General features: G+C 70.7%; 23 protein-coding genes and 1 pseudogene. 9 read left to right on the top strand and 15 right to left on the bottom strand.

Going from position 1 to position 21,578, the window contains the following annotated elements:
- Positions 1–4: 4 nt before the first annotated feature.
- A complete protein-coding gene (locus AC16DP_RS27635; RefSeq protein WP_329731491.1) occupies positions 5–790 on the bottom strand; it encodes a pilus assembly protein N-terminal domain-containing protein in 786 nt (261 codons plus the stop codon).
- A 160-nt stretch (positions 791–950) separates the two neighbouring features.
- Here AC16DP_RS27635 and AC16DP_RS27630 point away from each other — a divergent pair, with 160 nt between their 5' ends.
- The gene (locus AC16DP_RS27630) at positions 951–1,628 is read left to right on the top strand and encodes a tetratricopeptide repeat protein (RefSeq protein ID WP_483956888.1); all 678 of its coding nucleotides are present in this window, start codon (positions 951–953) and stop codon (positions 1,626–1,628) included.
- Here AC16DP_RS27630 and AC16DP_RS27625 read toward each other — a convergent pair.
- Complete coding sequence (locus AC16DP_RS27625) at positions 1,594–1,725, bottom strand: hypothetical protein (RefSeq protein ID WP_414640769.1); 132 nt, start codon at positions 1,723–1,725, stop codon at positions 1,594–1,596. The genes AC16DP_RS27630 and AC16DP_RS27625 overlap by 35 nt on opposite strands.
- Here AC16DP_RS27625 and AC16DP_RS27620 point away from each other — a divergent pair.
- Positions 1,709–1,837: a hypothetical protein gene (locus tag AC16DP_RS27620; protein ID WP_329731490.1), complete on the top strand. Its 129-nt coding sequence runs from the start codon at positions 1,709–1,711 to the stop codon at positions 1,835–1,837. The genes AC16DP_RS27625 and AC16DP_RS27620 overlap by 17 nt on opposite strands.
- A gap of 15 nt (positions 1,838–1,852) precedes the next feature.
- On the opposite strand, the gene AC16DP_RS27615 is transcribed toward AC16DP_RS27620, so the two are convergent.
- Entirely contained in the window at positions 1,853–2,140 is a 288-nt protein-coding gene (locus AC16DP_RS27615; RefSeq protein ID WP_329731489.1) for a hypothetical protein, read from the bottom strand.
- 197 nt (positions 2,141–2,337) lie between these two features.
- Here AC16DP_RS27615 and AC16DP_RS27610 point away from each other — a divergent pair, with 197 nt between their 5' ends.
- A complete protein-coding gene (locus AC16DP_RS27610) occupies positions 2,338–3,690 on the top strand; it encodes an RtcB family protein (RefSeq protein ID WP_329731488.1) in 1,353 nt (450 codons plus the stop codon).
- Positions 3,691–3,698: 8 nt separating this feature from the next.
- On the opposite strand, the gene AC16DP_RS27605 is transcribed toward AC16DP_RS27610, so the two are convergent.
- Complete coding sequence (locus tag AC16DP_RS27605; protein ID WP_329731487.1) at positions 3,699–4,085, bottom strand: hypothetical protein; 387 nt, start codon at positions 4,083–4,085, stop codon at positions 3,699–3,701.
- A 461-nt stretch (positions 4,086–4,546) separates the two neighbouring features.
- Here AC16DP_RS27605 and AC16DP_RS27600 point away from each other — a divergent pair, with 461 nt between their 5' ends.
- Positions 4,547–5,443, top strand: coding sequence for a TIGR02266 family protein (locus tag AC16DP_RS27600; RefSeq protein WP_329731486.1), 897 nt, complete (start codon positions 4,547–4,549; stop codon positions 5,441–5,443).
- Between the two features lie 123 nt (positions 5,444–5,566).
- Here the strand turns inward: AC16DP_RS27600 and AC16DP_RS27595 are convergent, their stop codons facing one another.
- From AC16DP_RS27595 to AC16DP_RS27585, 3 genes are all read right to left on the bottom strand, one after another.
- The gene (locus AC16DP_RS27595) at positions 5,567–6,004 is read right to left on the bottom strand and encodes a hypothetical protein (protein WP_329731485.1); all 438 of its coding nucleotides are present in this window, start codon (positions 6,002–6,004) and stop codon (positions 5,567–5,569) included.
- Between the two features lie 178 nt (positions 6,005–6,182).
- Positions 6,183–6,710, bottom strand: coding sequence for a hypothetical protein (locus tag AC16DP_RS27590; protein ID WP_329731484.1), 528 nt, complete (start codon positions 6,708–6,710; stop codon positions 6,183–6,185).
- Between the two features lie 110 nt (positions 6,711–6,820).
- Entirely contained in the window at positions 6,821–7,474 is a 654-nt protein-coding gene (locus AC16DP_RS27585; protein WP_329731483.1) for a site-2 protease family protein, read from the bottom strand.
- A gap of 154 nt (positions 7,475–7,628) precedes the next feature.
- Between AC16DP_RS27585 and AC16DP_RS27580 the strand changes: the two genes are divergently transcribed.
- Complete coding sequence (locus AC16DP_RS27580; protein ID WP_329731482.1) at positions 7,629–8,555, top strand: MBL fold metallo-hydrolase; 927 nt, start codon at positions 7,629–7,631, stop codon at positions 8,553–8,555.
- A gap of 12 nt (positions 8,556–8,567) precedes the next feature.
- Here AC16DP_RS27580 and AC16DP_RS27575 read toward each other — a convergent pair whose 3' ends face one another.
- Entirely contained in the window at positions 8,568–9,317 is a 750-nt protein-coding gene (locus AC16DP_RS27575; RefSeq protein WP_329731481.1) for a hypothetical protein, read from the bottom strand.
- A 56-nt stretch (positions 9,318–9,373) separates the two neighbouring features.
- Complete coding sequence (locus tag AC16DP_RS27570; protein ID WP_329731480.1) at positions 9,374–11,653, bottom strand: sensor histidine kinase; 2,280 nt, start codon at positions 11,651–11,653, stop codon at positions 9,374–9,376.
- Between the two features lie 239 nt (positions 11,654–11,892).
- Between AC16DP_RS27570 and AC16DP_RS27565 the strand changes: the two genes are divergently transcribed.
- Positions 11,893–14,064 carry a tryptophan synthase alpha chain gene (locus AC16DP_RS27565; protein ID WP_329731479.1) on the top strand — a complete coding sequence of 724 codons (2,172 nt, stop codon included), beginning with the start codon at positions 11,893–11,895 and terminating at the stop codon, positions 14,062–14,064.
- 38 nt (positions 14,065–14,102) lie between these two features.
- On the opposite strand, the gene AC16DP_RS27560 is transcribed toward AC16DP_RS27565, so the two are convergent.
- The 3 genes from AC16DP_RS27560 to AC16DP_RS27550 all read right to left on the bottom strand — a co-directional run bounded on the left by AC16DP_RS27560 (position 14,103) and on the right by AC16DP_RS27550 (position 16,968).
- Positions 14,103–15,263, bottom strand: coding sequence for an App1 family protein phosphatidate phosphatase (locus AC16DP_RS27560; protein WP_329731478.1), 1,161 nt, complete (start codon positions 15,261–15,263; stop codon positions 14,103–14,105).
- 31 nt (positions 15,264–15,294) lie between these two features.
- A complete protein-coding gene (locus AC16DP_RS27555) occupies positions 15,295–16,215 on the bottom strand; it encodes a DUF2167 domain-containing protein (protein WP_329731477.1) in 921 nt (306 codons plus the stop codon).
- A 123-nt stretch (positions 16,216–16,338) separates the two neighbouring features.
- Positions 16,339–16,968: a YdcF family protein gene (locus tag AC16DP_RS27550; RefSeq protein WP_329731476.1), complete on the bottom strand. Its 630-nt coding sequence runs from the start codon at positions 16,966–16,968 to the stop codon at positions 16,339–16,341.
- A 119-nt stretch (positions 16,969–17,087) separates the two neighbouring features.
- On the opposite strand from AC16DP_RS27550, the gene AC16DP_RS27545 reads away from it, so the two are divergent.
- Positions 17,088–18,329 (top strand): AAA family ATPase, encoded by a 1,242-nt coding sequence (locus tag AC16DP_RS27545; protein WP_329731475.1) that lies wholly within the window; start codon positions 17,088–17,090, stop codon positions 18,327–18,329.
- Position 18,330: 1 nt separating this feature from the next.
- A complete protein-coding gene (locus tag AC16DP_RS27540) occupies positions 18,331–18,996 on the top strand; it encodes a retron system putative HNH endonuclease (protein ID WP_329731474.1) in 666 nt (221 codons plus the stop codon).
- Positions 18,997–19,160: 164 nt separating this feature from the next.
- Here AC16DP_RS27540 and AC16DP_RS27535 read toward each other — a convergent pair whose 3' ends face one another.
- Genes AC16DP_RS27535 through AC16DP_RS27525 form a run of 3 tightly spaced genes read right to left on the bottom strand, consistent with a single transcriptional unit; the run spans position 19,161 to position 20,616 of the window.
- Positions 19,161–19,394: a hypothetical protein gene (locus tag AC16DP_RS27535; protein WP_329731473.1), complete on the bottom strand. Its 234-nt coding sequence runs from the start codon at positions 19,392–19,394 to the stop codon at positions 19,161–19,163.
- Positions 19,391–20,008, bottom strand: a complete 618-nt coding sequence (locus tag AC16DP_RS27530) for a hypothetical protein (RefSeq protein ID WP_329731472.1) — start codon at positions 20,006–20,008, stop codon at positions 19,391–19,393. The genes AC16DP_RS27535 and AC16DP_RS27530 overlap by 4 nt, the downstream gene beginning before the upstream one ends.
- A complete protein-coding gene (locus AC16DP_RS27525) occupies positions 20,005–20,616 on the bottom strand; it encodes a hypothetical protein (protein ID WP_329731471.1) in 612 nt (203 codons plus the stop codon). Before AC16DP_RS27525 ends, AC16DP_RS27530 begins: the two co-directional genes overlap by 4 nt.
- Positions 20,617–20,900: 284 nt before the next feature.
- Between AC16DP_RS27525 and AC16DP_RS27520 the strand changes: the two are divergent.
- A pseudogene (locus AC16DP_RS27520) lies at positions 20,901–21,578 on the top strand (AHH domain-containing protein); the annotation flags it as partial.

The raw sequence follows: 21,578 nt of genomic DNA, 5'->3' as shown, positions 1-21,578 counted from the left end.
CCGCTCAGTAGGGGCCCACGGACACGTTGTACGTCCGGCGGGTACCGTCCCGCGTCCACACCCGCATCGTGGTGGTGCCCGTCTCGAGGGGCAGGAGCTGGACCTTGTCCCCGTCCAGCACCTTCACCTCCACCACGTCCGGGGCGCCCACCGCCACGCGCACCATCCCGGGAATCTCGAGCTCCACGGGTGTGCCCGGCATCAGCGCCACGGGCATGGCCTCCCGCGCCGGCACCTCCTCCGGTGTCCGCGACTTCCACACCACGACGTCCGCCCCCGCGAGCACCAGCCCCAGCCCGGCCACCCCCGTCACCACCGGAAGCCAGCGGGGCCCCGCGTAGCGGCCCACGTGCGCCCCCGGCTCCAGCGGGAGCGCTCCGGGGTGCATGGGCGGCGTGGGCGTGCCCGTGTCCAGGCCGGCGCGGGCGTGGCTGTCCCCGGGCCGCGAGGCCTCGGCCGCCACCAGGGCCCGGCACGCGGCGCACCCGTCCAGGTGTTGCTCCAGGCGCGGCGTGTCCTCGTGGGACAGCGCGCCCGAGGCGAAACCCGCGAGCACATTCTCGTCCGGGCACCCGTCCGGCGCGCGGAACCTCGATTCCAGGGACATCGCGTCGGGAGTGTCGCAGGCGCGCGCCGCCACGGGAAGCCACCGGGGGTGCACGCGGGCGACGGAGGCGGGGGCGAGGCGCTCGGCGAGGTAGCGCAGGAAGACGGCGTCCTCGAGCCGCACCCGGGGCCACGCCGCGCGGGCGGAGGCGAGCAACCGGGCGAGCGGCGAGGGCTGGGACATGGGGGCCGGGATTTACAGGGTGGAACGGCGCTCCCCTCCTTTCTTACAGGGACTGGGAAGGCGGTTTGAACCCGGGGGCGCTGGAATTCCCCCGGTGTGGAGCGCCGTGTCCCTCCGGCACGGCCCATGCTTGTGAGGCCAGGGACTGATCTCTGGCGGAGTGGGACTCGGGGCGGTGGTGGGGGTGGTGATGGGTGTGCGGGAGCTGAAGGAGCAGGCGCTGGAGTTGTACTCGCGGCGGAAGTTCGCCGAGTGCGCGCGCACCTACGGGAAGCTGCTGGAGCTGGAGCCGAGGGATCCGCACCTGTACGTGCGCCACGCCGAGGCGTGGAGGCGTGCGGGAGACAGGCAGAAGGCGATCAGCTCGTACCGGACGGCGGCGCAGCTGTTGCTGCAGCTGGGGTGCGAGGCGAGGGCGCGGGCGGCGTTGAAGGTGGCGCTGGAGCTGGACCCGAGGGACAACGAGGTGGCGCGGGCGCTGGAGCGGCTGTCGACGGGGAACGCGGCGCGCCAGGCGGTGCACGTGCCTCCGGCGGTGCCGCCGCCCTCGCGCATCCCCGAGCACAAGCGGGACATGGTGGAGCTGCACACGCGGCAGGCGAACGTCCCGGGCCGTCTCGCCCTGCCACCGGCACCGGCCGTGCCCGCGGCGCCCCTGCCCTCTCCGGCCGAGGTGCGCCGGCTGTCGGGAAACACCCTCGCCCTGCGAGCGGCGCCGGGGACGCGCTGGGTGGTCATCTCCTCGCGCACGCCGCTGACGGCCTACGAGGTGGATGACCTCGAGCGGGTGATGTCTCGGGAGTTCACGTTGGAAGTGACGGTGACGGCCGAGGAGTGAGCCCCTCGTCCCGCTCCACCCCGAGCCGATTGCGGGAGAGCGACAGGCCGATGCCAGCGGTGCGCACGGAGTGCGCGTTCATGAACGGGTCCAACATGTGGGGAACGACGAGCTGGGGGACACCGGCGCGGGTGGACGCGGCGGTGGTGCCCGCGCCCAGGCCGGCCGCGCATGGAGCGGGACTCTACCCGCCCCACCCGCGAGACTGAATGCGGGGCCCCGGGTTACAGGGCGGCGAAGTCCACCGGCTCCTGCCCGGTGGCGGGCTCCGGCTCGTGGGAGAGCAGCTCCTCCCAGGTGGGCTTGGAGGGCTCGGAGGCCCGCACCATGGCCTCACAGTGCTCGCTCCTGCGCTTGGGGTGGCAGTGACGCACGCCGTAGACGTGGTGGCATCCACACGCGTCCACGCGCTTCTTGCTGCACACCGACGGGTTGAACACCGGCGCCGTCTTCACCTCCACCGGCCCCGCGTTCACCGTCACCGCCACCAGCAACGCACCGAGAATCCCCATCTCCCTACCCCCTTGAAGCTCCAGGAATAGGAATGGGAATTCTTCAGTGAAGGGGCAACTGCGGGCACACTGTGGATGACACCCGCGAGCCGCCAGCCGTTGACCGGTCGCAAGCCCGGCCGCCCCCTCTGTTCGTCAGCTTCCAGAGGAAGCGTCCGTCGCTCCCAGCGGTTGAACCCATCCAGGGGGAAAAGGCCATGAGCTGGACACAAAGGTTGGAGAAGGTCGCCGAGGGCCACTTCGTCCTGCCCAAGACGAAGACGATGCGCGTGGATGCGCACCTGTTCCTCTCGGACAAGCTGCTGTGGGGCGAGGGCCCCGAGCTGCCGGGGTTGGAGGAAGGTGTCTTCGATCAAGTGGTCAACGCGGCGTCCTTCCCGGGCGTGACGCGGGTGGCGGTGACGCCGGACTGTCACCTCGGCTACGGCGTGCCCATCGGCACGGTGGTGGAGACGGACGGCATCCTGCTGCCCACCGCCGCCGGCTACGACATCGGCTGCGGCATGGTGCAGCTCAAGACGACGCTGACGGCCGAGGACGTGGCCGACAAGGCCAAGCGCCGCCAGTGGATCGACGAGGTGACGAAGCGGATCGCGGTGGGCGTGGGAGCCTCGCGGGTGCAGAAGCAGCGGAGCATCAACGCGCGCACGTTCGCCGAGGTGGTGCGCCACGGGGCCAAGGCGCTGGGCCGCAACGCGTCCACGACGGAGCGCGACTTCATCCCGGTGGAGGATGACCGGGTGGACATCCCCGAGCGGGCCTACGGCAAGAGGGACCAGCTGGGGAGCCTCGGAGGCGGCAACCACTTCACGGAGATGCAGCTGGACGAGGACGGCCGCGTGTGGGTGATGTTGCACACGGGGAGCCGGGGCTTCGGGTGGAACATCGCGAAGCACTACTTCGTGGAGGGCGCGGCGGCGCTGGGGCTGAGCAAGCGCAGCGAGGACTTCATCTGGCTGGACGCGGAGAGCCGGCTGGGGCGCGAGTACTGGAACCTGCACAACATGGCGGCCAACTTCGCGGTGGCCAACCGGCTCATCATCGGCGAGGCGGTGTGCGCGGCGCTCGAGGAGGTGTTCGGCGGGACGGCGGACATCTATTACGAGATTTCCCACAACCTCATCCAGAAGGAGGCGGGGAAGTTCGTGGCGCGCAAGGGCGCGACGCGGGCGTTCCCGGGCGGGCACCCGGCGCTGCGCAAGACGCAGTGGGAGAAGACGGGGCACCCCATCCTGATTCCGGGCTCGATGGAGACGGGCAGCGCCATCCTCTTCGCGCAGGAGGGGGCCGAGCAGTCCATCTACTCGGTGAACCACGGCTCGGGGCGGAGGCTGTCGCGAGGCGAGGCGAGGCGGGTGCTGAACCAGTCCGAGACGGACCGGCGCATGGCGGAAGCGGGCATCCTGCTGAACACGCGGACGACGCCGCTGGACGAGTCCGGGCCCTGCTACAAGAACCTGGACGACGTGCTGGACACGGTGGAGATGGCGGGCCTGGCGAAGGTGGACAAGCGCCTCAAGCCCATCGCCTGCATCAAGGGAGCGGACTGAGCCCGCGCTTACAAGCTGGCGCTCTGGGCGGAGGCGTCGGCCCAGGACAGGGCGCGCAGGGAGGCGTGGTGGGGCGCCTCGTCCTCCAGATGGACGCCGAGCTGCTCGAGGACGGGGGCCACGTACTGGCGGAACAGGCTCTCATCCGGCCGCTGCCAGCCGGGCTTGCCCTCTCCGCCGCAGTCGAGGCAGTCCGGCGCTCCGAAACAGGTGCACGCCCCACAGGCGGCGGCGAGCGCGGCATTGCGCTCGGCGATGCTCTCGTAGGTGGCGTCCAGGTGGTGCCGGGCCTGGCGAATCCTGCGGCGGCGCTCGCCACGCAGACGGCCCGCCTGGACCGCCACATCCTCGTTGGCCAGCATCGTCATCCCCGCCGCGATCTGCCGAGCGTCCATTTTTCCTCCCTGGGTGGAGTGAACTGCCCACGTCTTGCGTTTGCGCGTCCCTCGAGCGCCCCCCTGGTGCGGCGTGACAGCGCGGCCGGTGCCGTCCATCACCCTGCGAGCACATGATAAGGGGCTCGCGGGAAAAGACATATCCCAGACGCCGGAAATGTGAGGTTTTCCTCTCGGACAGACGGAAGTCTGCCCATATCAAACAGATACAGTCGTGAGAGCCGGAAAAAGGGCTCACCCGTTTTCCGTGTCTCCCTTTCAATGTCTCGCCGAAAATTGCAGCCTCATGCTCTGGCGCGGCACGGCATGGCGTCACCTGACCGCGTCACGAGCCACGCGACGCGCCGGGTCATGCGCCAGGGGAGACACCCGGGGTACGAGGAAGCCCATACGCGCGGGGTGGGAGGAGGGCGCGGCGGACTCGTCGGTCCCCGGGAGGAGCGCTAGAATGGACGGCCGAGATGAACGCGCCGTCCCCCGCCCCCACCCATCCGCCCTCGCGTGAGACCGAGCTCGCGCGCGCCGAGTCCGAGCTGGCCAGTCAGGAGGCGAAGCTCGGGGAGCAACTGACGCGGGCCGCGACGGAAGCCGAGACGCTCTCGCGCCGGCTGATGGAGCTGAGACAGCAGGTGGAGCGGCTGATGGCCGAGCGCCCGGGAGACGAGCACGTGCGCGGGGCGGGCACGCGGCTCGAATCGGCGTCGGTGCACACGGGCATCACGGAGGAGGCGCGGGAGCAGGCCCTGGCGTCTCGGAGCGAGGCGCTGGAGGCCCGGCGCCGGGCGGTGGAGGACTCACAGCGGACGCTGAACTCGCTGCAGCAGCTCAACGTGCGGGCGCAGCAGGAGCTGGCCGAGGCGGAAGCGGGGCTGAAGCGGTCGGCGGAGGCGGCGGCGCGGGCGCAGCGTGAGCGCGAGGCGGCGGAGCGGGCCCAACGCGCGCGCGAGGCACCCCCGGCGAGGGCGGCGGCGCGCCCGGCGAAGGCGCAGGGGAACACGACGCAGCTGGACCCCCATCCGCAGGGAGCGAGGTCGCGGCCGCGGATGGTGGCGGCGATCGACCAGCGGAGCGACTCGAACTTCTTCACGGGCTTCACCACGAACATCACCGAGGGCGGCATCTTCGTGGCGACGGTGCAGTCGGTGCCGAGAGGGACGACGGTGGACCTGGACGTGCTGTTGCCGGGGACGCGGTCGATGACGGTGACGGGGGTGGTGCGCTGGACGCGCGAGGTGAACGACAAGACGCCCGAGCTGATGCCGGGGCTGGGCGTGAAGTTCAGCTACCTGCCGCCGGAGGTGAGCGAGGTCATCTCGGACTTCGTGGCCACGCGCGAGCCGATGTTCTTCCCGGACTGAGCCCCGTCCCCAACCTCCCCCAACTTCCCCCCAATTTCCCCTCTCCCCCCGGGAGAGGGACGGGGTGAGGGTATCGAGGCCCCGGGTTGAATCCCGAGGCCGTGCCTCCCTCGAGAACCGCGGTCACCGCAGCGTGAAGCACCCCGTCAACCCGGTCCTCCGCGACTCGACGAGAGGGGGGGCCTTGCTGACGACCTGGGCGAAGAGGCTCGCATAGCTGGCGACGTCACCCCGGAAGGAGGACCGCAGCGAGAGGCTGTAGAGCCCCGGCGGGAACGTGGAGAGGGGCGACACCTCGCTGGGGAGGGGGAAGGGCGTGAAGGAGGTGCGGGAGGAGGGAGCCATCACGCGCCAGGAGAAGACCACGCCCGGGACAGCGGAGTTCTGGAGGAGGAAGTCGAGCTGCCCCACGTTCGCGGTGGGATCGACGCTCCAGCGGAGGCCGAAGCCCTCGAGCGCGGTGGTGGGCGGGGAGTCACAGGCGCCCAGCACCGGGGAGGAGGAAGTCATCGGGGACAGGAGCGTGAAGGTGGCGGCCGGGCCGTTGTTGATGGGCGTCAACGCCCAGGCGTACCCGGCGGGCAGGACCTCGGAGCGGCCCAGGGAGGTGGTGAGTTCGTGACCTCCATCGACATGGACCAGGCCACCACCGCGGGCAAGCGCATCACCTTCACGTGGGAGCGCGACTGAGACGAAGCGCCCTCTTCACACGAGCCTGCCCACGGGGTGGAGCCAGGCGTCACAGCGCCACGCCCACCTCGAGCAGGGTGAGCCCATACAGCAGGCCGAGCCCGGGACTGTCCGTGCCCACGCCCACGCCCAGCTCGAGGACGGACACCTGCGCCTTCCCCAACGTGAAGCGCGCGGGCGCCAGCGTCAGTCCGAGCCCCAGCGAGGGCCCCACCACGGGCACGGGGTGCTCGGGCGTCAGGAAGTCCAACCTGTCTCCGAAGAGGCCCGTGAGGTTCACCAGCGCGGCGGGAGCCCACCACCCCTGGCGCTGCACGCCCGCCCCCACCCGCACCGCGAACGCCGTGCCCAGGCCCGTCAGGGCATTCGCGTCCACCTGCAACAACCACCGTCCATCCACCGTGTCCCGCAGACCGAAGCCACCGCCCACGCCCCCATGGGTGCGCGCCGACGACAGGTACATGCTCGCCCCCGAGCGCCCATACAGCGAGAGCTGGTGACGCGGGGGCACGGCCTCCTCGGGTGCGGCGGGCGAGGTGGCCAGGGTGGACAGGAGGACAAGCGTGGAGAGACTCATGGCAGGGGACCCTCGGCCCAGAAGGAGAGCCCGGCGGCGGACAGCCGGGTGACACATCCGCAACCAGGCACGCATGGGCGGGAACCCTACCCCGCTCGCCCCGGGGGAGGCTACGCCCCGATGAGCGCCACGCCGGTGATGAGCCGCTCCAGCAACCCGATGACGTAGTGCGTGGGCCCGGAGATGAGCCGGGCGCCGAAGACGACGACGGCGATCAGCAACAGCGGCCCGAGCGCGTGCACCCGCTGCCAGGGGCCGAGCAGCTTCTGGGGGAGCAGTCCCTCGACCACGCGGCTGCCATCCAGCGGAGGCACGGGCAGCAGGTTGAAGAGGGCCAGGCCCACGTTGGCCACCATCATGATCTTCAGGAAGAACTCGAGCCCCGGGTTGGAGGGCAGGAAGCCCGGAGCCAGGCGCCACGTGAGGCCAAAGGCGAGCGCGCTCAGGGCGGCCAGGACGAGGTTGGACAGGGGCCCGGCGGCGGCGGTGAGCATCCAGCCGGTGCGCATGGAGACATCACGGCGGAAGCGCGAGGGATCCACGGGAACGGGCCGGGCCCAGCCGAAGGGGATGCCCAGCAGCGGCAGCAGCAGCGTGCCGAAGACGTCGATGTGCGCGAGCGGGTTGAGGGTGAAGCGGCCCATGCGCTCGGCGGTGTCGTCTCCGAGGAGCCGTGCGCTCCAGGCGTGGGCGAACTCGTGCACGGTGAGCGACAGCACGAGGGGAATGAGCATCAACGCCCGTTCGAGCAGGGGATTGTCCATGGTGGTGTGTGCCAATAAGGCCGGGGCGAGCGGCCCGCCATGCGAGTGAACACGCCCGTCCGGAGAGCAGGCGGCCATGCACCCGGGGGCCGCTGGTCCGTTCCCGGAACACACACCACCTTTGCGGCGAACCACGCCAAAGGGGTATCGGGGAATGCGCGTCCACCATTTGAATTGCATCACCATGTGCCCACCGGGCGGGCGGCTGATGGATGGGAGGCGGAGGCCCAAGGGCATCCCGGCGGCGCTGGTGTGCCACACCCTCCTGGTGGAGACGGAGCAGGGACTCGTGCTGGTGGACACGGGCTTCGGACTCGAGGACGTGCGCAACCCGAGGCCTCGCCTCAGCCCCTTCTTCCTCACGCTCAACCGACCGAGCTTCAACGAGGAGATGACGGCGATCCGTCAAATCGAGCGCCTGGGCTTCAACGCCGGAGATGTGCGGCACATCGTGCTGACGCACCTGGACTTCGATCATGCCGGAGGGCTGGACGACTTCCCGGCGGCACGGGTGCACGTGATGGCGGCCGAGGCGGAAGCGGCGGTGGCGCAGGCGACGTGGCTGGACCGCAGGCGCTTCCGTCCGAGGCAGTGGAGCACGCAGCCGCACTGGGTGACGTACCCCATGCCCTTCGGGGGCGAGCGCTGGTTCGGCTTCGAGTGCGTGCGCGAGCTGTCGGGCCTGCCGCCGGAAATCCTCCTGGTCCCGCTGGTGGGGCACACGCTGGGGCACGCGGGCGTGGCCATCCGCCAGTCCGGCCAGTGGCTGCTGCACGCGGGTGACGCGTACTTCTTCCACGAGGAGATGGATCCACACCAGCCCCGGTGCACGCCGGGCCTGCTGGCCTACCAGGAGATGATGCAGAAGGACGGCCGGCTGCGGAAGCTCAACCAGGAGCGGCTGCGCGAGCTGGTGCGCCTGCACAGCCGGGACGTGCGCGTCTTCTGCGCACACGACGCGGTGGAGTTCGAGCGGCTCGAGGAAGAGTCCCGCGCCCACGCGCTGCGCGGCGAGGTGCTGGTGGAGGAGCCCCGGGTGGAGCTCCCCGAGCCCCCGCTGCCGAACATCCCCACGGTGTGAGTCCCGCGGGGCCTACAGCTTGATGTTCTCGTGCTTCACCAGCGCGGTGAGCGCCTCCTCCATCACCGCGCGCGCCGCCGCCGTGTACCGGTAGAGCAGCGCGTGCACCTGCCGGTCCGCCTCGTTCCGGTTCTCGCAGTGCTTCGAGTACTCCTCGAAGGCCTGCAGGCTGCTCACAATCTGCGACAGGTGGTTGGGGCACTCGCACTGCACGGCGCTGGAGATCTCCAGCAGCACGCCCAGCTGCTCCGGCGAGTAGAGCGGCGCCTTCGGCGTGGCCGGCACCGTCACCGTGGACACCGCGCCCGGTGCCCCCAGCTGCAGCGCCGGAGCCGGGGCCTTGGGGGCCGCCGGAGCCGGGGCCTTGGGGGCCGCCGCCGTCCTCACCGGCGGGGGCTGCAGCATGTCGTCCAGCACCGCCAGGTGCACGTGCGCGCGCAGCAGCGACAGCGAGATGGGGCCCTGCAGCAGCCGCACCTTGCCCGCCGGGTACTGCTGCAGCACCCCGCGCCGCGCGAAGCGGTACGTGACGATGGCGTGCCTCGCCCCACTGTCCTCCAGCAGCGCCGGCACCTCCCCCGTCTGCACCCCGTTCAGCTCCAGGAAGTCCAACGCCAGCACGTCCGGCCGCCTCCTCGGCACCTCCTCCCGGAAGGCCTCCACCGAGTTGCCCGACCACACCACTTCCACGTCCCGGAGCGCCTGCGGATTCTCCCGCAGCTGCGCCGGATAGGACTCACCCAGAAGGGCCAGCTTCACCATGACTCACCTCGAGAACTTCCCCACGTTGAACCAGCCCGTCATCCCGCTCAATCCGATTAATGTAACATCCCTGGAGGCTGTGCGCTTGCTTCCACTTCCCGGCCCGCCACGGCCCATGGAAGTTCGACGGTGAACGTCGCCCCCTCGCCCTCCCGGCTCTCCACGTGGATGCTGCCCCCGTGCGCCTCCACCAGCTGCCGGACGATGTAGAGGCCCAGCCCGAAGCCCTCCTTCTTCTCGCCCCTGGCCGGCGCCTTCTGGAAGCGCTCGAAGATGGCGCGCTGCTGCGCCTCGGGAATCCCCGGCCCCTGGTCCCTCACGCTCAGCCGCCCGTGCCCCTCCGTGCGCTCCACGCGCAGCTCGATGGGCTTGCCCTTCCCGTACTTGAAGGCGTTGGACAGCAGGTTCGTCAGCACCCGCTCCAGCCGCAGCCGGTCCCACCGCCCCACCACCCCCGGCTCCACCTCCAGCACCACCTGGCTGCCCGCCTCCGCCGCCTGCTCGGCGTGCCGCTCCACCGCCTCGTGCGCCAGCTCCCCCAGGTCCACCTCCCCCACCTCCAGCTCCATCCTCCCCGAGGACAGCCGCGACAGGTCCAACAGGTTGTGCAACAGCCGCCCCAGCCGCTGCGTGTGCCGCACCGCCGCGGTGAGCACCTCGCGCAGCTTCTCCGGCTCCGGCGGCGGCTGCCTCCTCAGCTTGCCCAGCATCAACTGCAGCGCCTGCAGCGGATTGCCCAGGTCATGCGCCGCCACGCCTATCAGGTCCAACGCCGCCTGCGCCTCGCGCAACAGCCGCGCGTTCTCCAGCGACAGCGCCGCCCGGCCCGTCAGCTCCTCGACGAACACCTGGTCCGTCTCCGTGAAGCGCCGCTCCGGCCGGTGCGACACCAGCATCAACACCCCCACCGACTGCCCCGCCGCGCGCAGCGGCACCAACATCAGCGAGGCCGCCGCCAGCGCCCTCAGCCGCTCCAGGAACACCGCGTCGTCCGCCGTTTCATCCAGGAACTCCCGCGTCACCTCCGGGATGCGCTCCGTCCTCCCCGTGAGCAGCGTCTGCCACGCGCCGTGCGGCCGGCCCCGTCTCGGCCCGTTGCTGTGACGGATGAGCTCCCAGAAGAGCCGCTCCTTCTCCGGCGACACGTGGGTGACGGCGCGGGGCACCAGCGCGCCCTCGGGCGAGAGCAGGAAGAGCAGGCAGCCCTCCGCCAGCTCCGGCACCAGCAGCCGCGCCAGCGCCTCCACCGCCCGATCCGGATCCTTCTCCGTGAGGAAGAGCCGCTCGGCCTCGACGAAGAGGTGCCGGGCCCGCTCCAGCCGCTTGCGCTCGGAGTTGTCGCGCGTGAGCACCGCGAAGCCCTCGAGCCGTCCGTCCGCGCCCCGCAGCGCGGTGACGAGCGACTCGGCCCAGAAGCGCGAGCCGTCCTTGCGCACCCCCGGGCCCTCCCACTCCAGCCGCCCCTCGCGCGCCGCCCGCTCCAGGTCCCTCCCCGGCTGCCCCTCCGCGCGCGCCTCCGGCGTGTAGAAGACGTCCGCCCTGCCGCCGATGATCTCCTCGGCCCGCCAGCCCTGGATGCGCTCGGCGCCGGGATTCCAGCTCACCACCCGGCCCTCCGGGTCCAACATGTAGAGGGCATAGTCCTTCACCCCCTCCACCAGCAGCCGCAAGCGCGTCTCGCTCGCCCGGGCCTCGTGGTGCAGCGGCCACAACGCCCGGGTGAGCACCCACGCCAACCCCATGGCCACCAGCAGCCCCAGCGTGGCCACCAGGATGATGAGCCAGAAGGCCCGCCGCTCCGCCTGGTCCGCCCGCATCGCCAGCTCGCTGAACGCGGCCTCGGTGTACCAGGCCAGCCAGTCCAGGGCCTCGTACGTGCCGTAGCGGGCCGACTCCACCCCGCCGCGCAGCACCTCCAGCTCCTCCCGCGAGACGCCCCGGCCCCGGGCCGCCTCCAGGGCCCGGGTGGCGTCCTCGTGCGCCTGCTCGGCCAGCTCCAGCCCGTCCAACAGGCCCCGCGCCTCCTGGCCCTCCTCGTGCGAGCGCAACAGCCGCAGCAGCGCCTGGAACTGGAGCCGGGCCTGCCGCGCCTCCTCCAGGAGGGACGGCTCGTCCGTGAGCGCATGGGCATGCTGGCTGGCGAGCTTGTCACTGAAGGCCCGGCGCAGCTGCTCCACCGCCAGCCGGTGCTGGAGGCCCTCCGCGGAGACGTGCTCGTTGCCGGTGAGCACCGAGCTCAACGCGAGCGCGGTGATGGCGGCGATGGCCAGGGCCACCCCCAGCGAGGCGGCGAGCCCCACGGCGATGCGCCTCGCGAAAGTCCAGGGACGCCTCAAGCTCCTCCCCCCACCCACCTGCGCGTGGCCAGCCCTACAAAGTGGCGCACGCGCGCGGGGGCAGGAATCGGGGCGCGCGGGCAGGGGGACGCCGGAAACCGGGCACCTCCCCTGTCCCCGGGGGCAGGCCCCTGCGTTCACCACCGGGCGGCTCGCGTGCCGGGGCCCCTTCCGTCCCGAGGGGCGCCACCCCAGGTTGTGCCCCCAGGGCCACTCGGAGGCCGAGTGGAGGACGGAACATGGGCGGGCGAGGGAGCGGGCCGGGGTGGGTGACCCTGGCCTCGTGGCTGGCGTACGGGTGGCTGGTGTGCGGGTGGCTGGCATGCGGTGGGACGGAGACGGCGGACCCGGTACCCGGCACCCTCGCGCGCAACGGGTGCCAGCCCCGGACCTGTGAGCAACAGGGCCTGGAGTGCGGCACGGCCATCGACGGCTGTGGCGGCGTGCTGCGCTGTGGCACCTGCCCCGGGGGCGAGGTGTGCGGCGGCGGTGGCGTGCCCAACGTCTGCGGCCCGGCGCCCTGCACCCCGGCCACCTGCGCGTCCGCGCGGAAGAACTGTGGCGCCATGCCGGACGGGTGCGGGGGCACGCTCTCGTGCGGCACCTGCGCGGGCGGCGAGACGTGTGGCGGCGGCGGCGTGCCCAACGTGTGCGGCCAGGCCTCGTGCACCCCGGCCACCTGCGCGGGCCTGGGGAAGAACTGCGGGGGCGTGCAGGACGGGTGCGGAGGGACGCTCGACTGCGGCACCTGCCCCGAGGGCGAGACGTGTGGCGGGGGCGGCTCCCCCAACGCGTGTGGCCGCGCCACCTGCCGGCCCTCCACGTGCGCGGAGCTGGGGAAGAACTGCGGCACGCTGTCGGACGGGTGCGGCGGCGTGCTGGACTGCGGCACCTGCCCGGACGGGACGTCGTGCGGCGGCGACGGCGTGTCCAACGTCTGCGGCATTCCCGCGTGCACGCCCCTGACGTGCTCGGGACTGGGGAAGAACTGCGGCCCCATTCCGGACGGGTGCGGCGGCGTGCTGGAGTGTGGCACCTGCCCCGAGGGCGAGACGTGTGGCGGAGGCGGCGGCCCCAACGTGTGCGGCCCGGCCTCGTGCATTCCCACCCCGTGCGCGGCGCAGGGGAAGAACTGCGGCACCCTCTCCAACGGCTGTGGAGGGCTGCTCGACTGCGGCGAGTGCTTCTCGGGACAGACGTGTGGCGGAGGCGGGGTGGCCAACGTGTGCGGGAGCGCGCGCTGTCTGCCGGCCACGTGCGCCGAGCTGGGCACGAAGTGCGGCGGAGTGCCGGACGGGTGCGGCGGGGTGCTGGACTGCGGCATGTGCGCGGCGGGCGAGGTGTGCGGCGGCGGGGGCGTGCCCAACGTCTGCGCCGAGCCCGGCTGCCGGCCCGCCACGTGCGCCTTCCTGGGAAGGGACTGCGGCCCGGTGCCGGACGGGTGCGGCGGGGTGCTGGAGTGCGGCACGTGCGCGGCGGGGGAGACGTGTGGCGGCGGAGGCGTGGCCAACGTGTGCTACCGCGCCCCGCCGGTGTGCGTGGACCGGGACCTGGGCAACGCGCTGCCGGTGCGGCTGAAGGGCAGCACGCTGTGGGCGAACGATGACCACATGGCCTCGTGCGGGGGCGGAGGCACGCCGGACCGGGGCCTGCTGTGGACGGCGCCGAGGAGCGGCACCTTCACCTTCGACACGGCGCGCTCGGCGATGGACACGCTCCTGTGCCTGAAGCGGGAGGGCTGCGGGGGCGAGGAGCTCGCGTGCGCCACGGGCGGCATCAGCTACGGCGGAGGGGCGCGGGTGTCGGCGGCGCTGGAGGCGGGCCAGCGGGTGCTGGTGGTGGTGGACGGCGCCACGGGGGGGAGCTTCGGCAAGGGGGACTTCGAGCTGCACATCCAGGAGCTGGCGGCCACGGAGGCGGGGCACTGCTTCGACGGAGCGGACAACGACGGGGACCGGTGGGTGGACTGCGCGGACACGGACTGCCAGGGCGAGCCCTTCTGCGACGGGCGCGGGTGCGCGGACACGGACCTGGGCAGCGCGCTGCCGGTGACGTTCTCCGGGGACACGGCGCGGGCGGGAGACGGCTACCAGGGCACGTGCGGCGCGCTGCTGCAGCAGGACCGGGCGCACCTGTGGACGGCGCCGAAGGCGGGCACCTTCGTCTTCGACACGGTGGGCGGTGGGTATGGCAACGCGCTGTACGTGCTGACGGGGTGCCGGGGCCTGGAGCTGGGGTGCTCGGCGAGCCGGACGGCGGGGAAGACGGGCGCGCCGGTGGTGAAGCTGACGCTGGAGAAGGGACAGCGGGTGCTGGTGGTGGTGGATGGGATGAGCGGGACGGAGACGGCCTCGCCCATCCGCTACACGCTGCACATCACCGAGTCCGTGTCCCGAGAAACCAGCCGCTGACGCGTCGTCCCCTTTCCCAGAGGGAGAGGGAGCGCGGCTCACCCGTGCTCGCGGTCCAGCTTGTCGAGCAGGGTGCGCGCCTGGGCGTCCTCGGCCTGGTGGGCCTGGACCTCGGCCACCTCCTGCCAGCGAATCCATCCCTGGCTCGCGGCGTGGCGGGCGGCCGTCACGGTGTCATCCACGGTGAGCATCTCGCTGCCGGCGGCGCGGATGTCCGCGGCGATGAAGGCCAGCTCCTTCTCGCGCCCCGCGCGGTGCCACACGTTGCGGATGTAGACGCAGCGGATGCGGCCGGGGAACTCGCGCACGATGGTGCGGTAGTGCTCGGCGTCCTCCTGCCCGCTGTCGCCAATGAGGATGAAGGGCAGCGACTCGAGCGTGCCCATCAGCCCGCGAATCTTCTCCAGCTTGTGCCCGTGCCCGCCGCCGGGCGCGAAACCGGTACGGCTCAGGCCCCAGTCGCGCAACAGCAGCGGCCCGGCGGGAATCCGGTGCAACTGGAGGAACTCGTCCAGGTGCTCGTAGAGGTTCCACGGGCTGGAGGAGACATAGAAGATGGGATTGACGGCCGCGCCGCTGCTGCCCAGGTGCAGGGCCTCGTAGAAGGCATCCACGCCCTCGAAGGGCAGCCGGGTGCGGTGCTCGGTGAGGAAGAGCGTCCAGGCGCGCTTGAGGAAGTTGGTGACGTTGGTGACGATGACGGTGTCGTCGATGTCGCTGATGACGCCGAAGCGGGCCTCGGGGCCGGCCAGCAGCACGGGGGCGCGCACCCGCTCCACCCCGCCGGGCGAGGGCGAGAGCAGCTCCAGCTCCACGTCGTTCCACCCGGCCTTGGCCTCGGGGGGAGGCTCCACCCACAGCTCGAGGAAGCCCTCCTCGTCGGTGGTGCCCTCCCAGCGGTGCTCGCCCCAGCGCGCGAGCACGCGGGCGCGGGGAATCTCCACGGTGTTGTAGCGCTTCCACGAGGCAATCGCGCTGCCCAGCAGCGTGTGGCGCCTCCAGGGCGGGCGCACGTGCCGGTTCTCCAGCACGCGGGCCTTGATGACGCACTGACGGGAGGAGCCGTAGCCGCGGTACGGCAGGATGCGCGGCGGACGCGCCAGCCCCAGCTTGCGCCGGACGCGCCAGCCCCAGGCTTCGACGTTGTGCTCGACGTGGAAGGCGAGCCTGACGAGGGGATGTGGAGGCTTCCGGGACATGGCCGCCGGAGTCTACCAGCGGCCCACGCGACTACTCGCCCGGATTGGCGGGGGGAGGGGCCGCTTCCGTCTTCTTCCCACCGAACAGCCTGGAGAACAGGGCCCCGATGACCACCAGCAGGGGGAGGAGGGCCTTCTTGCCGGCGAGCAGGAGGGCCACGAAGAACTTGCCGGACTTGGCCAGGAAGCCCACCTTGGCCAGCTTGGCGGCGCCCACGCCCGCGCCCCCGAGCACCAGGCCCGCGAGGCCGAACTCGGCCACCTTGTCGGTGCCCTCCTGGAAGTCCTCGTAGCGGGCGCCCGGGTTGAAGCGGGTGCTCTCGAGCAGCTTCGCCATGTGCGGCTTGCTGCCGGCGAGCCCCACCGGATCCACCACCAGGTTCATGGACACATAGCCGCGGCGGCCGAGCACGCGCGTGCTGTAGTTCACCGAGGTGCCGTTGTCCGAGAGCGCCTCCAGCGCCCAGATGAGGTGGTGGCGGGCCTTGTCGTAGTGGGGGGCCTCGGACCAGTCATTGACGTGCAGGGGCTTGAAGCCGCGCTCCACGCGCTCCTTGTTGGCCTCCTCGGTGCCCTCCTGGATGGCGGTGAGGAGCTCCTTCGCGTCGATCTCCTCGTCGTCTTGGATGTAGCCCTCGTCCTCGTAGCGGACGATGACGACCCAGGACGAGGCCTCGTCCTTGGAGGTGACCACGCCGAGCAGGTTGTCGTTGTGGAACGAACCGTTCATCTCCAGCAGCGTCGAGGCCTCGGCCTTCTCGAGGAAGAGGTGCGCCTCGGGCAGGTCCAACGTCAGCTCGTGGCCGAGCTCCACCGTGCGGGGACCGGGCAGCCAGTGGAACGCGGGCCCGGACTCCTCCTGGGGCTCGGAGTCCTGCGAGGGAGGAGGAGCGGCCCACACCAGCAGGGGGACCAGCACGGCGGCGACAGTCCAACTCCAGGCGATTCGCATCGCTCGGCCTCTCTTCACGGAGACAGCGGGGAGATGGCGGCGCGGTATAGCCGTTCGGCCCGGGCGGACACAACCCACCCCCCCGGTAGACCCGGAGGGGGGAAGACAGTCCGGAAGTGGGCTTCAGGAGGGCTTGCGAGCGAGGAGCACGTGGGGATGCAGGAGGAGGGCGGCGGCCTCGCGGACGGTCCAGTAGACGCGATCGACGAAGCGCAGGTTGCGCTCGGTGAGGAAGGCGGGGCTGGTGGCCACCTCGAAGCCGTGGAGGCGGAAGTACTGGCGGGCGCGCAGGAGGTGGTAGGGGTCGGAGACGACGAGGACGCGCCGGGCGCCGAGCGAGCGCAGCATGTCCGAGGAGAAGCGCGCGTTCTGCTCGGTGGAGTGGCTCTGGTCCTCGAGGAGACAGGCATCGGGGGGGACGCCGAGGCTCACGGCGAGGTCGCGCATGACGCGGGCCTCGGCGGGAGGGTGGACGCCCACGCCGCCGGAGAAGAGGAGCCGGGGGGCGAGGCCCTGGTGGTAGAGCTCGACGGCCTTCTCGATGCGGGCGCGGAGGGCGGGAGAGGGCTGGCCGCCGGGAAGGACGCGAGCGCCGAGCACCACGAGGACATCGGAGGGGACGGCGCGCTCGTGCTGGCCGAAGCGGTCCACGACGAAGGCCATGCCATAGAGGCCGAAGGTGGCGGCACCGAGGCCCACGAAGAGCCATTTGCGCAAGGCACCGGGCCCCTTGCGGAGAGCGAGCGGAGGCATGGGGCGCAGGCTACGCCATCGGGGAGCGCGTGTCCGGATGGGGCAGGCGATGCTTTTCTCGCACTCGGGGCGACACGGCTGTAGCGTCGTGCGCTCCTGACTGGGAGTCGATTCTCCGAATGAAGGTCCGCCGTCTCGACATGACCTCCTTCCGCGGCTTCCGCGAGCTCACCCTGGAGTTCAACGGGCCGATGACCGTGCTCGTCGGAACCAACGGGGCTGGCAAGACATCGATCCTCGATTGCCTCGCGGTGCTGCTCTCGCAGGTCTCCTCGGGAATCCTGTCCGGCACGGGGCATGGCCGCCGGTTCTACGAATCGGACATCCAGTATGGGCAACCCCACACCCTCAACTCGGTCGAGGCGGCGTTCGGGGAGAAACTCGTCAAGTGGTCCCTCGCGCTCGTGCGCAAGGGAATGCCTCGGATCGTATCGAGCAACCTCTCCGGCTTGAAGGAGCTCATCACCCTGGTGCAGGAGGAGAATGCCCGCGGGCAGTATCAACTCCCGCTGGCGATCTACTACCCGGTCAACCGCGCACCGGATGTTCCCTCACGAATCCGGGAACAGCATGAGTTCGGGCCTCTCTCCGCGTTCGATCAGGCACTGGAGGGGGGGGGCAGGAACTTCCGTCTCTTCTTCGAATGGTTCCGGGAACGAGAGGACCTGGAGAACCAACAGAGTCGCAGACTGCAGGACTACGGGTACCGGGATGGACAGCTCGAAGCGGTGCGCGGCGCCATCGCCGGACTCGTGCCAGGCATGTGGGGCATCCAGGTGGAGCGAGCCCCTCAACGCATGGTGATCCTCAAGGACGACGCCCCCAATGCCCGGCTCGAGGTCAACCAACTCTCGGATGGAGAGAAGACCCTGCTGGCCATGGCGGGGGACCTCGGGCGCCGGCTGGCCATGGCCAATCCTTCACTCGAGAACCCTCTCCAGGGAGAGGCCGTGGTGATGATCGATGAGATCGAACTGCACCTCCACCCCGGCTGGCAGCGAATGGTCGTGAAGCGCCTCCAGGAGACCTTCCCCAACTGCCAGTTCATCCTGACGACGCACTCCCCCCAGGTGCTGAGCCAGGTTCCCGCCGAAGCCGTCATCCTGCTCGACCGGTTCCAGCGTGCGGAGCCATCGACCGGGACGCTCGGCAGGGACAGCAACTCGATTCTCACCGAGGTCATGGGAGTGCCCGAGCGGCCGGAAGCCACGGCCGAGCGCATCCAGGAGATCGCCAGGATGATCGACCGGGAGGAGCTGCCCGAGGCCCGCCGGGCCCTGGACGAGCTGGCGCGGCAACTCGGAGAGCACGACTCGGAGGTGGTCCGTCTCCGCGCCCTCATCGGATTCCTGGACGCCTGAGATGCGCTACATCCGCAAGGGACAGGAGCCCGAGAGCCTGCTGGGGTACCGGCTCACGCCCCATGCCACCTACGAGGGCCTTCCGCAGGAAGTGAAGGACGCGCTGCGCGAACGCCTCGCCCGGGAGCAGGGCTTCCTGTGCTGCTACTGCATGCAACGCATCAAGCCCGAACCGGAGGGGATGAAGATCGAGCACTGGGCTTCGCAGAGCGCGCCCGCCACCCGCCATCGCCAGCTCGACTGGAAGAACCTCCTCGGCGCGTGCAAGGGAGGAGAGGGAAGCCCGCAGCGGCAGCAGCACTGTGACACCCGGAAGGGGGACACCCCCATCCAGGTGAACCCCACCGACGAGGGTTGCGAGCGGCTCGTGCGCTTCCTCGCGGATGGCACCATCGCGTCCCAGGACTCCACCATCGACGGCGACCTCAACCAGACGCTGAACCTGAACCATGCCCGCTTGAAGCACAACCGGCGAGCTACCCTGGATGGCTTCCTGGAGGCGATGAAGCGGAAGTACCCCGGCACCACCTGGACGGAAGCCGCCATGACGCGCGAGCTCGAGGAGCTGACGCGGCCGGACGCCTCCGGCAGGCTCGGCGAGTACTGCCAGGTTCCGATCTTCTGGATCAAGAAGCGGATGGGACGGCTCGGCCAGAGCAGCGCCTGACCGGGACGAAGCCCCGCCCGCGCTCGGCCCCCAACCGTGTTCAGGGCAGGTTGGCCGTGGGCCCCGGTCCGCGAAGAAGGCGCCGAGGAGCGTGGCGGACTCGTGCAGCGACTCGACACGGAGCTCCGGCAGGGAACGTCCGCCAGTTCCATTGGAAAGGGGCGTTAGCCGAACACCTGCTCGATGATCCTGGCCAGCGCGTCCGCGGCGGACTTCGCCTCGCCGCCGGGCGTGAAGTCGAGCTGCGGCCGTGTCGCCGTGTCGTCGGGACCTATCCTCTGCGCGGTCACGTAGACGAGGTACAGCGGCGCGAGGATGGAGACGGCCCCCACTACCCGGGTCACGGCACGTCCGCCGTCCGGCAGTGGCTGCTCCACCTTGTACGTCCAGCGCATCAAGGTACGCGCTCGGGCCAACCCGTGAAGAGCGCATGAAAGAGCGTGGTATCGGGCGGCTCACGTGGACCCACGATGAGCGGGATCCGGGTCTCGGCGATCTCGCGAGGAACGGCCTCGACCCCGAACCTCGCCTCGATCTTCCTGGCCACGATCTCCGCGGGAGCGCGCATCTCAGGAGGAAGCGGCTCGAATAATGCCCTGTCGGCGATGCGCTCTTCGCCTCTGTAATCGTACTGCGCGCCGTGGACCGTATAGACAGGAGCCAGAATGCTGACGCAGCCGACCACCACCTGGCGGCGCGTCAACTGTTCATTCCCCTGATTCGAACGGAGGGGCTCCCGCTCCATGTACACGGAGCAGCGGAAACACGCATCACAGGTGGCCGTGGCATTCCCAATGAGGAACCGAGGCAACGCCGCCTGGAGCTCATCCATGAGCATGTGCCATTCCCCCATCCTCTCGAGCGCCTCCTCCCACAAGGCCTGGAACCTCTCCGTTTCCGGGCTCCTTTCCAGTCTGCCATCGAAGGCATGGTCCGAACGCCAGTAGTTCCGGGCGACAGCAAGCAGGGACTCCGCTGAAATCGGCATGGGCTCGGACTCGACTTCCCTCAAGAAGCCGTGCCCTCCCGGTGGCGCACGGCCCTCTCCATGTCGTCGGCCAGCGCCAGCCACGCCGCGCGTCCCACCTTCATCCCCTCTGGTCCGAGCACCATCTCCCTCTGCATCCTCTGGTTCTCCACCCTCCACCCCCCCTCCATCATGTCCTGGTACCAACGGCGCCACTGCGAAGGGTGCCGGGCGCCCCAATCCTCCAACCGCTCCGACATGATGGCATTCGCAATGGCGTCCACCAGTGCCGTGACCCGCTTCTCGTCGTCATTCAGGATACGACTGGCGCCCCAGAGGTATTCCACGGCACGGATGAAGTTGTTCGCACCGGGGCCCGCGAAGTCATCATCATCGGGCCACTCCAGTTGCTCCCGCACGCCGGGGTTCTTCGCGGCCTCGATGAACCTGAGCGGCCACTCCACCCCTGGCTGATGGCGCTCGAACAATGTCCATCGGGAAGCGACCTGCTGCCGGGCCAACTCCCATGCACGCGGGGCCGGCATGCGGAGCAGCAGCCTCCTGAGCGCATCCTGGCAGGCCTTCGAGTCCACCACCTCCCCCGCGCGCCGCAGGGCGGCAACATCCACGTCTGTAAAATCCGGCTGACTCATGAGGTCACTCTGTCCGCCCGGGCCGGCGATGTCGACACCGCGGCTGTTCCACGACACACCTGGGAATCGCGCCGACCCTGGCCGCCACGCAGGTGGCCGTGGAGCCGAGCGCAGCCTGTATTCTCTCCTTCAGGATTGTTTCTCCTGGGGGAAAGGGCAGCGCCATGGCGAATGAGTACCGAAGTCCTGGGGCGGGGGATGGCGGGGGTACGCAGCTCGAGACTCGGAGAGGGAGGACGGGGGGCCCGCCGCGCTGGGCACCCGCTGGAGCCTTCGGGCTCATCGTGCTCTTCCTCTTCTCGGCGTGCGCGACGCAGGCGCCCATGGGTGGGCAGCTCGCCGGGGGAAGTCGCTGGCGGCCGGCGCCGACGAAGGAGGCCCGCTCAGCGCCGCGAAAGCTCGAGCCCGTGGTTGTCGTCTTTGCCGACAGCCCCACGGCGCACGGCAACACCCAGGTGGTGGCCCTCACGGCGGCCGAGTACCAGCGCGCGGTGCAGCTGCTCGGCCAGCGCTTTCAGGTGAAGGGCACGGCCCAGGAGACGGCCCAGGGGCTCCTCCAGGTCATGCCGGAGGAAGAGCTGCTCGCCGAGGTCTACCGCGACAGAGTGCTCTCCCTGGTGCCCCTCAACGACAAGGGCCCGCTCGTGCCCGAGGCGGAGGCGGCGCTCAAGGAGAAGTACCTGCGCTGGTGCGAGCACCGGGGTGGTGGCGACTGCCTGGGCCTCTTCACGGATGGGCCCTACCTGCGCACGGACGACAGGCGTACCCTGGCTCTGGCGCTGGCCTTTGGCACGGTGCTCTACGAGACGCAGGCGGCCCTCGGGCGAGAGTTGAGCCCGAAGGCCATCCTCTCGTCGCTGGTGTGGGCCGCGGGGCTGTACCTGGCGCTCTGGCTGCTACCCGAGCCGAGCACGAAGGCGGCTGCGGCGGCGCTGTCCGTGGTGCTGCTCGCGTGGTTGGGC

The organism is Archangium sp., assembly GCF_057119385.1.
The sequence above is the reverse complement of the archived record's forward strand: the minus strand, read 5'-3'. Positions and strand labels throughout refer to the sequence as shown.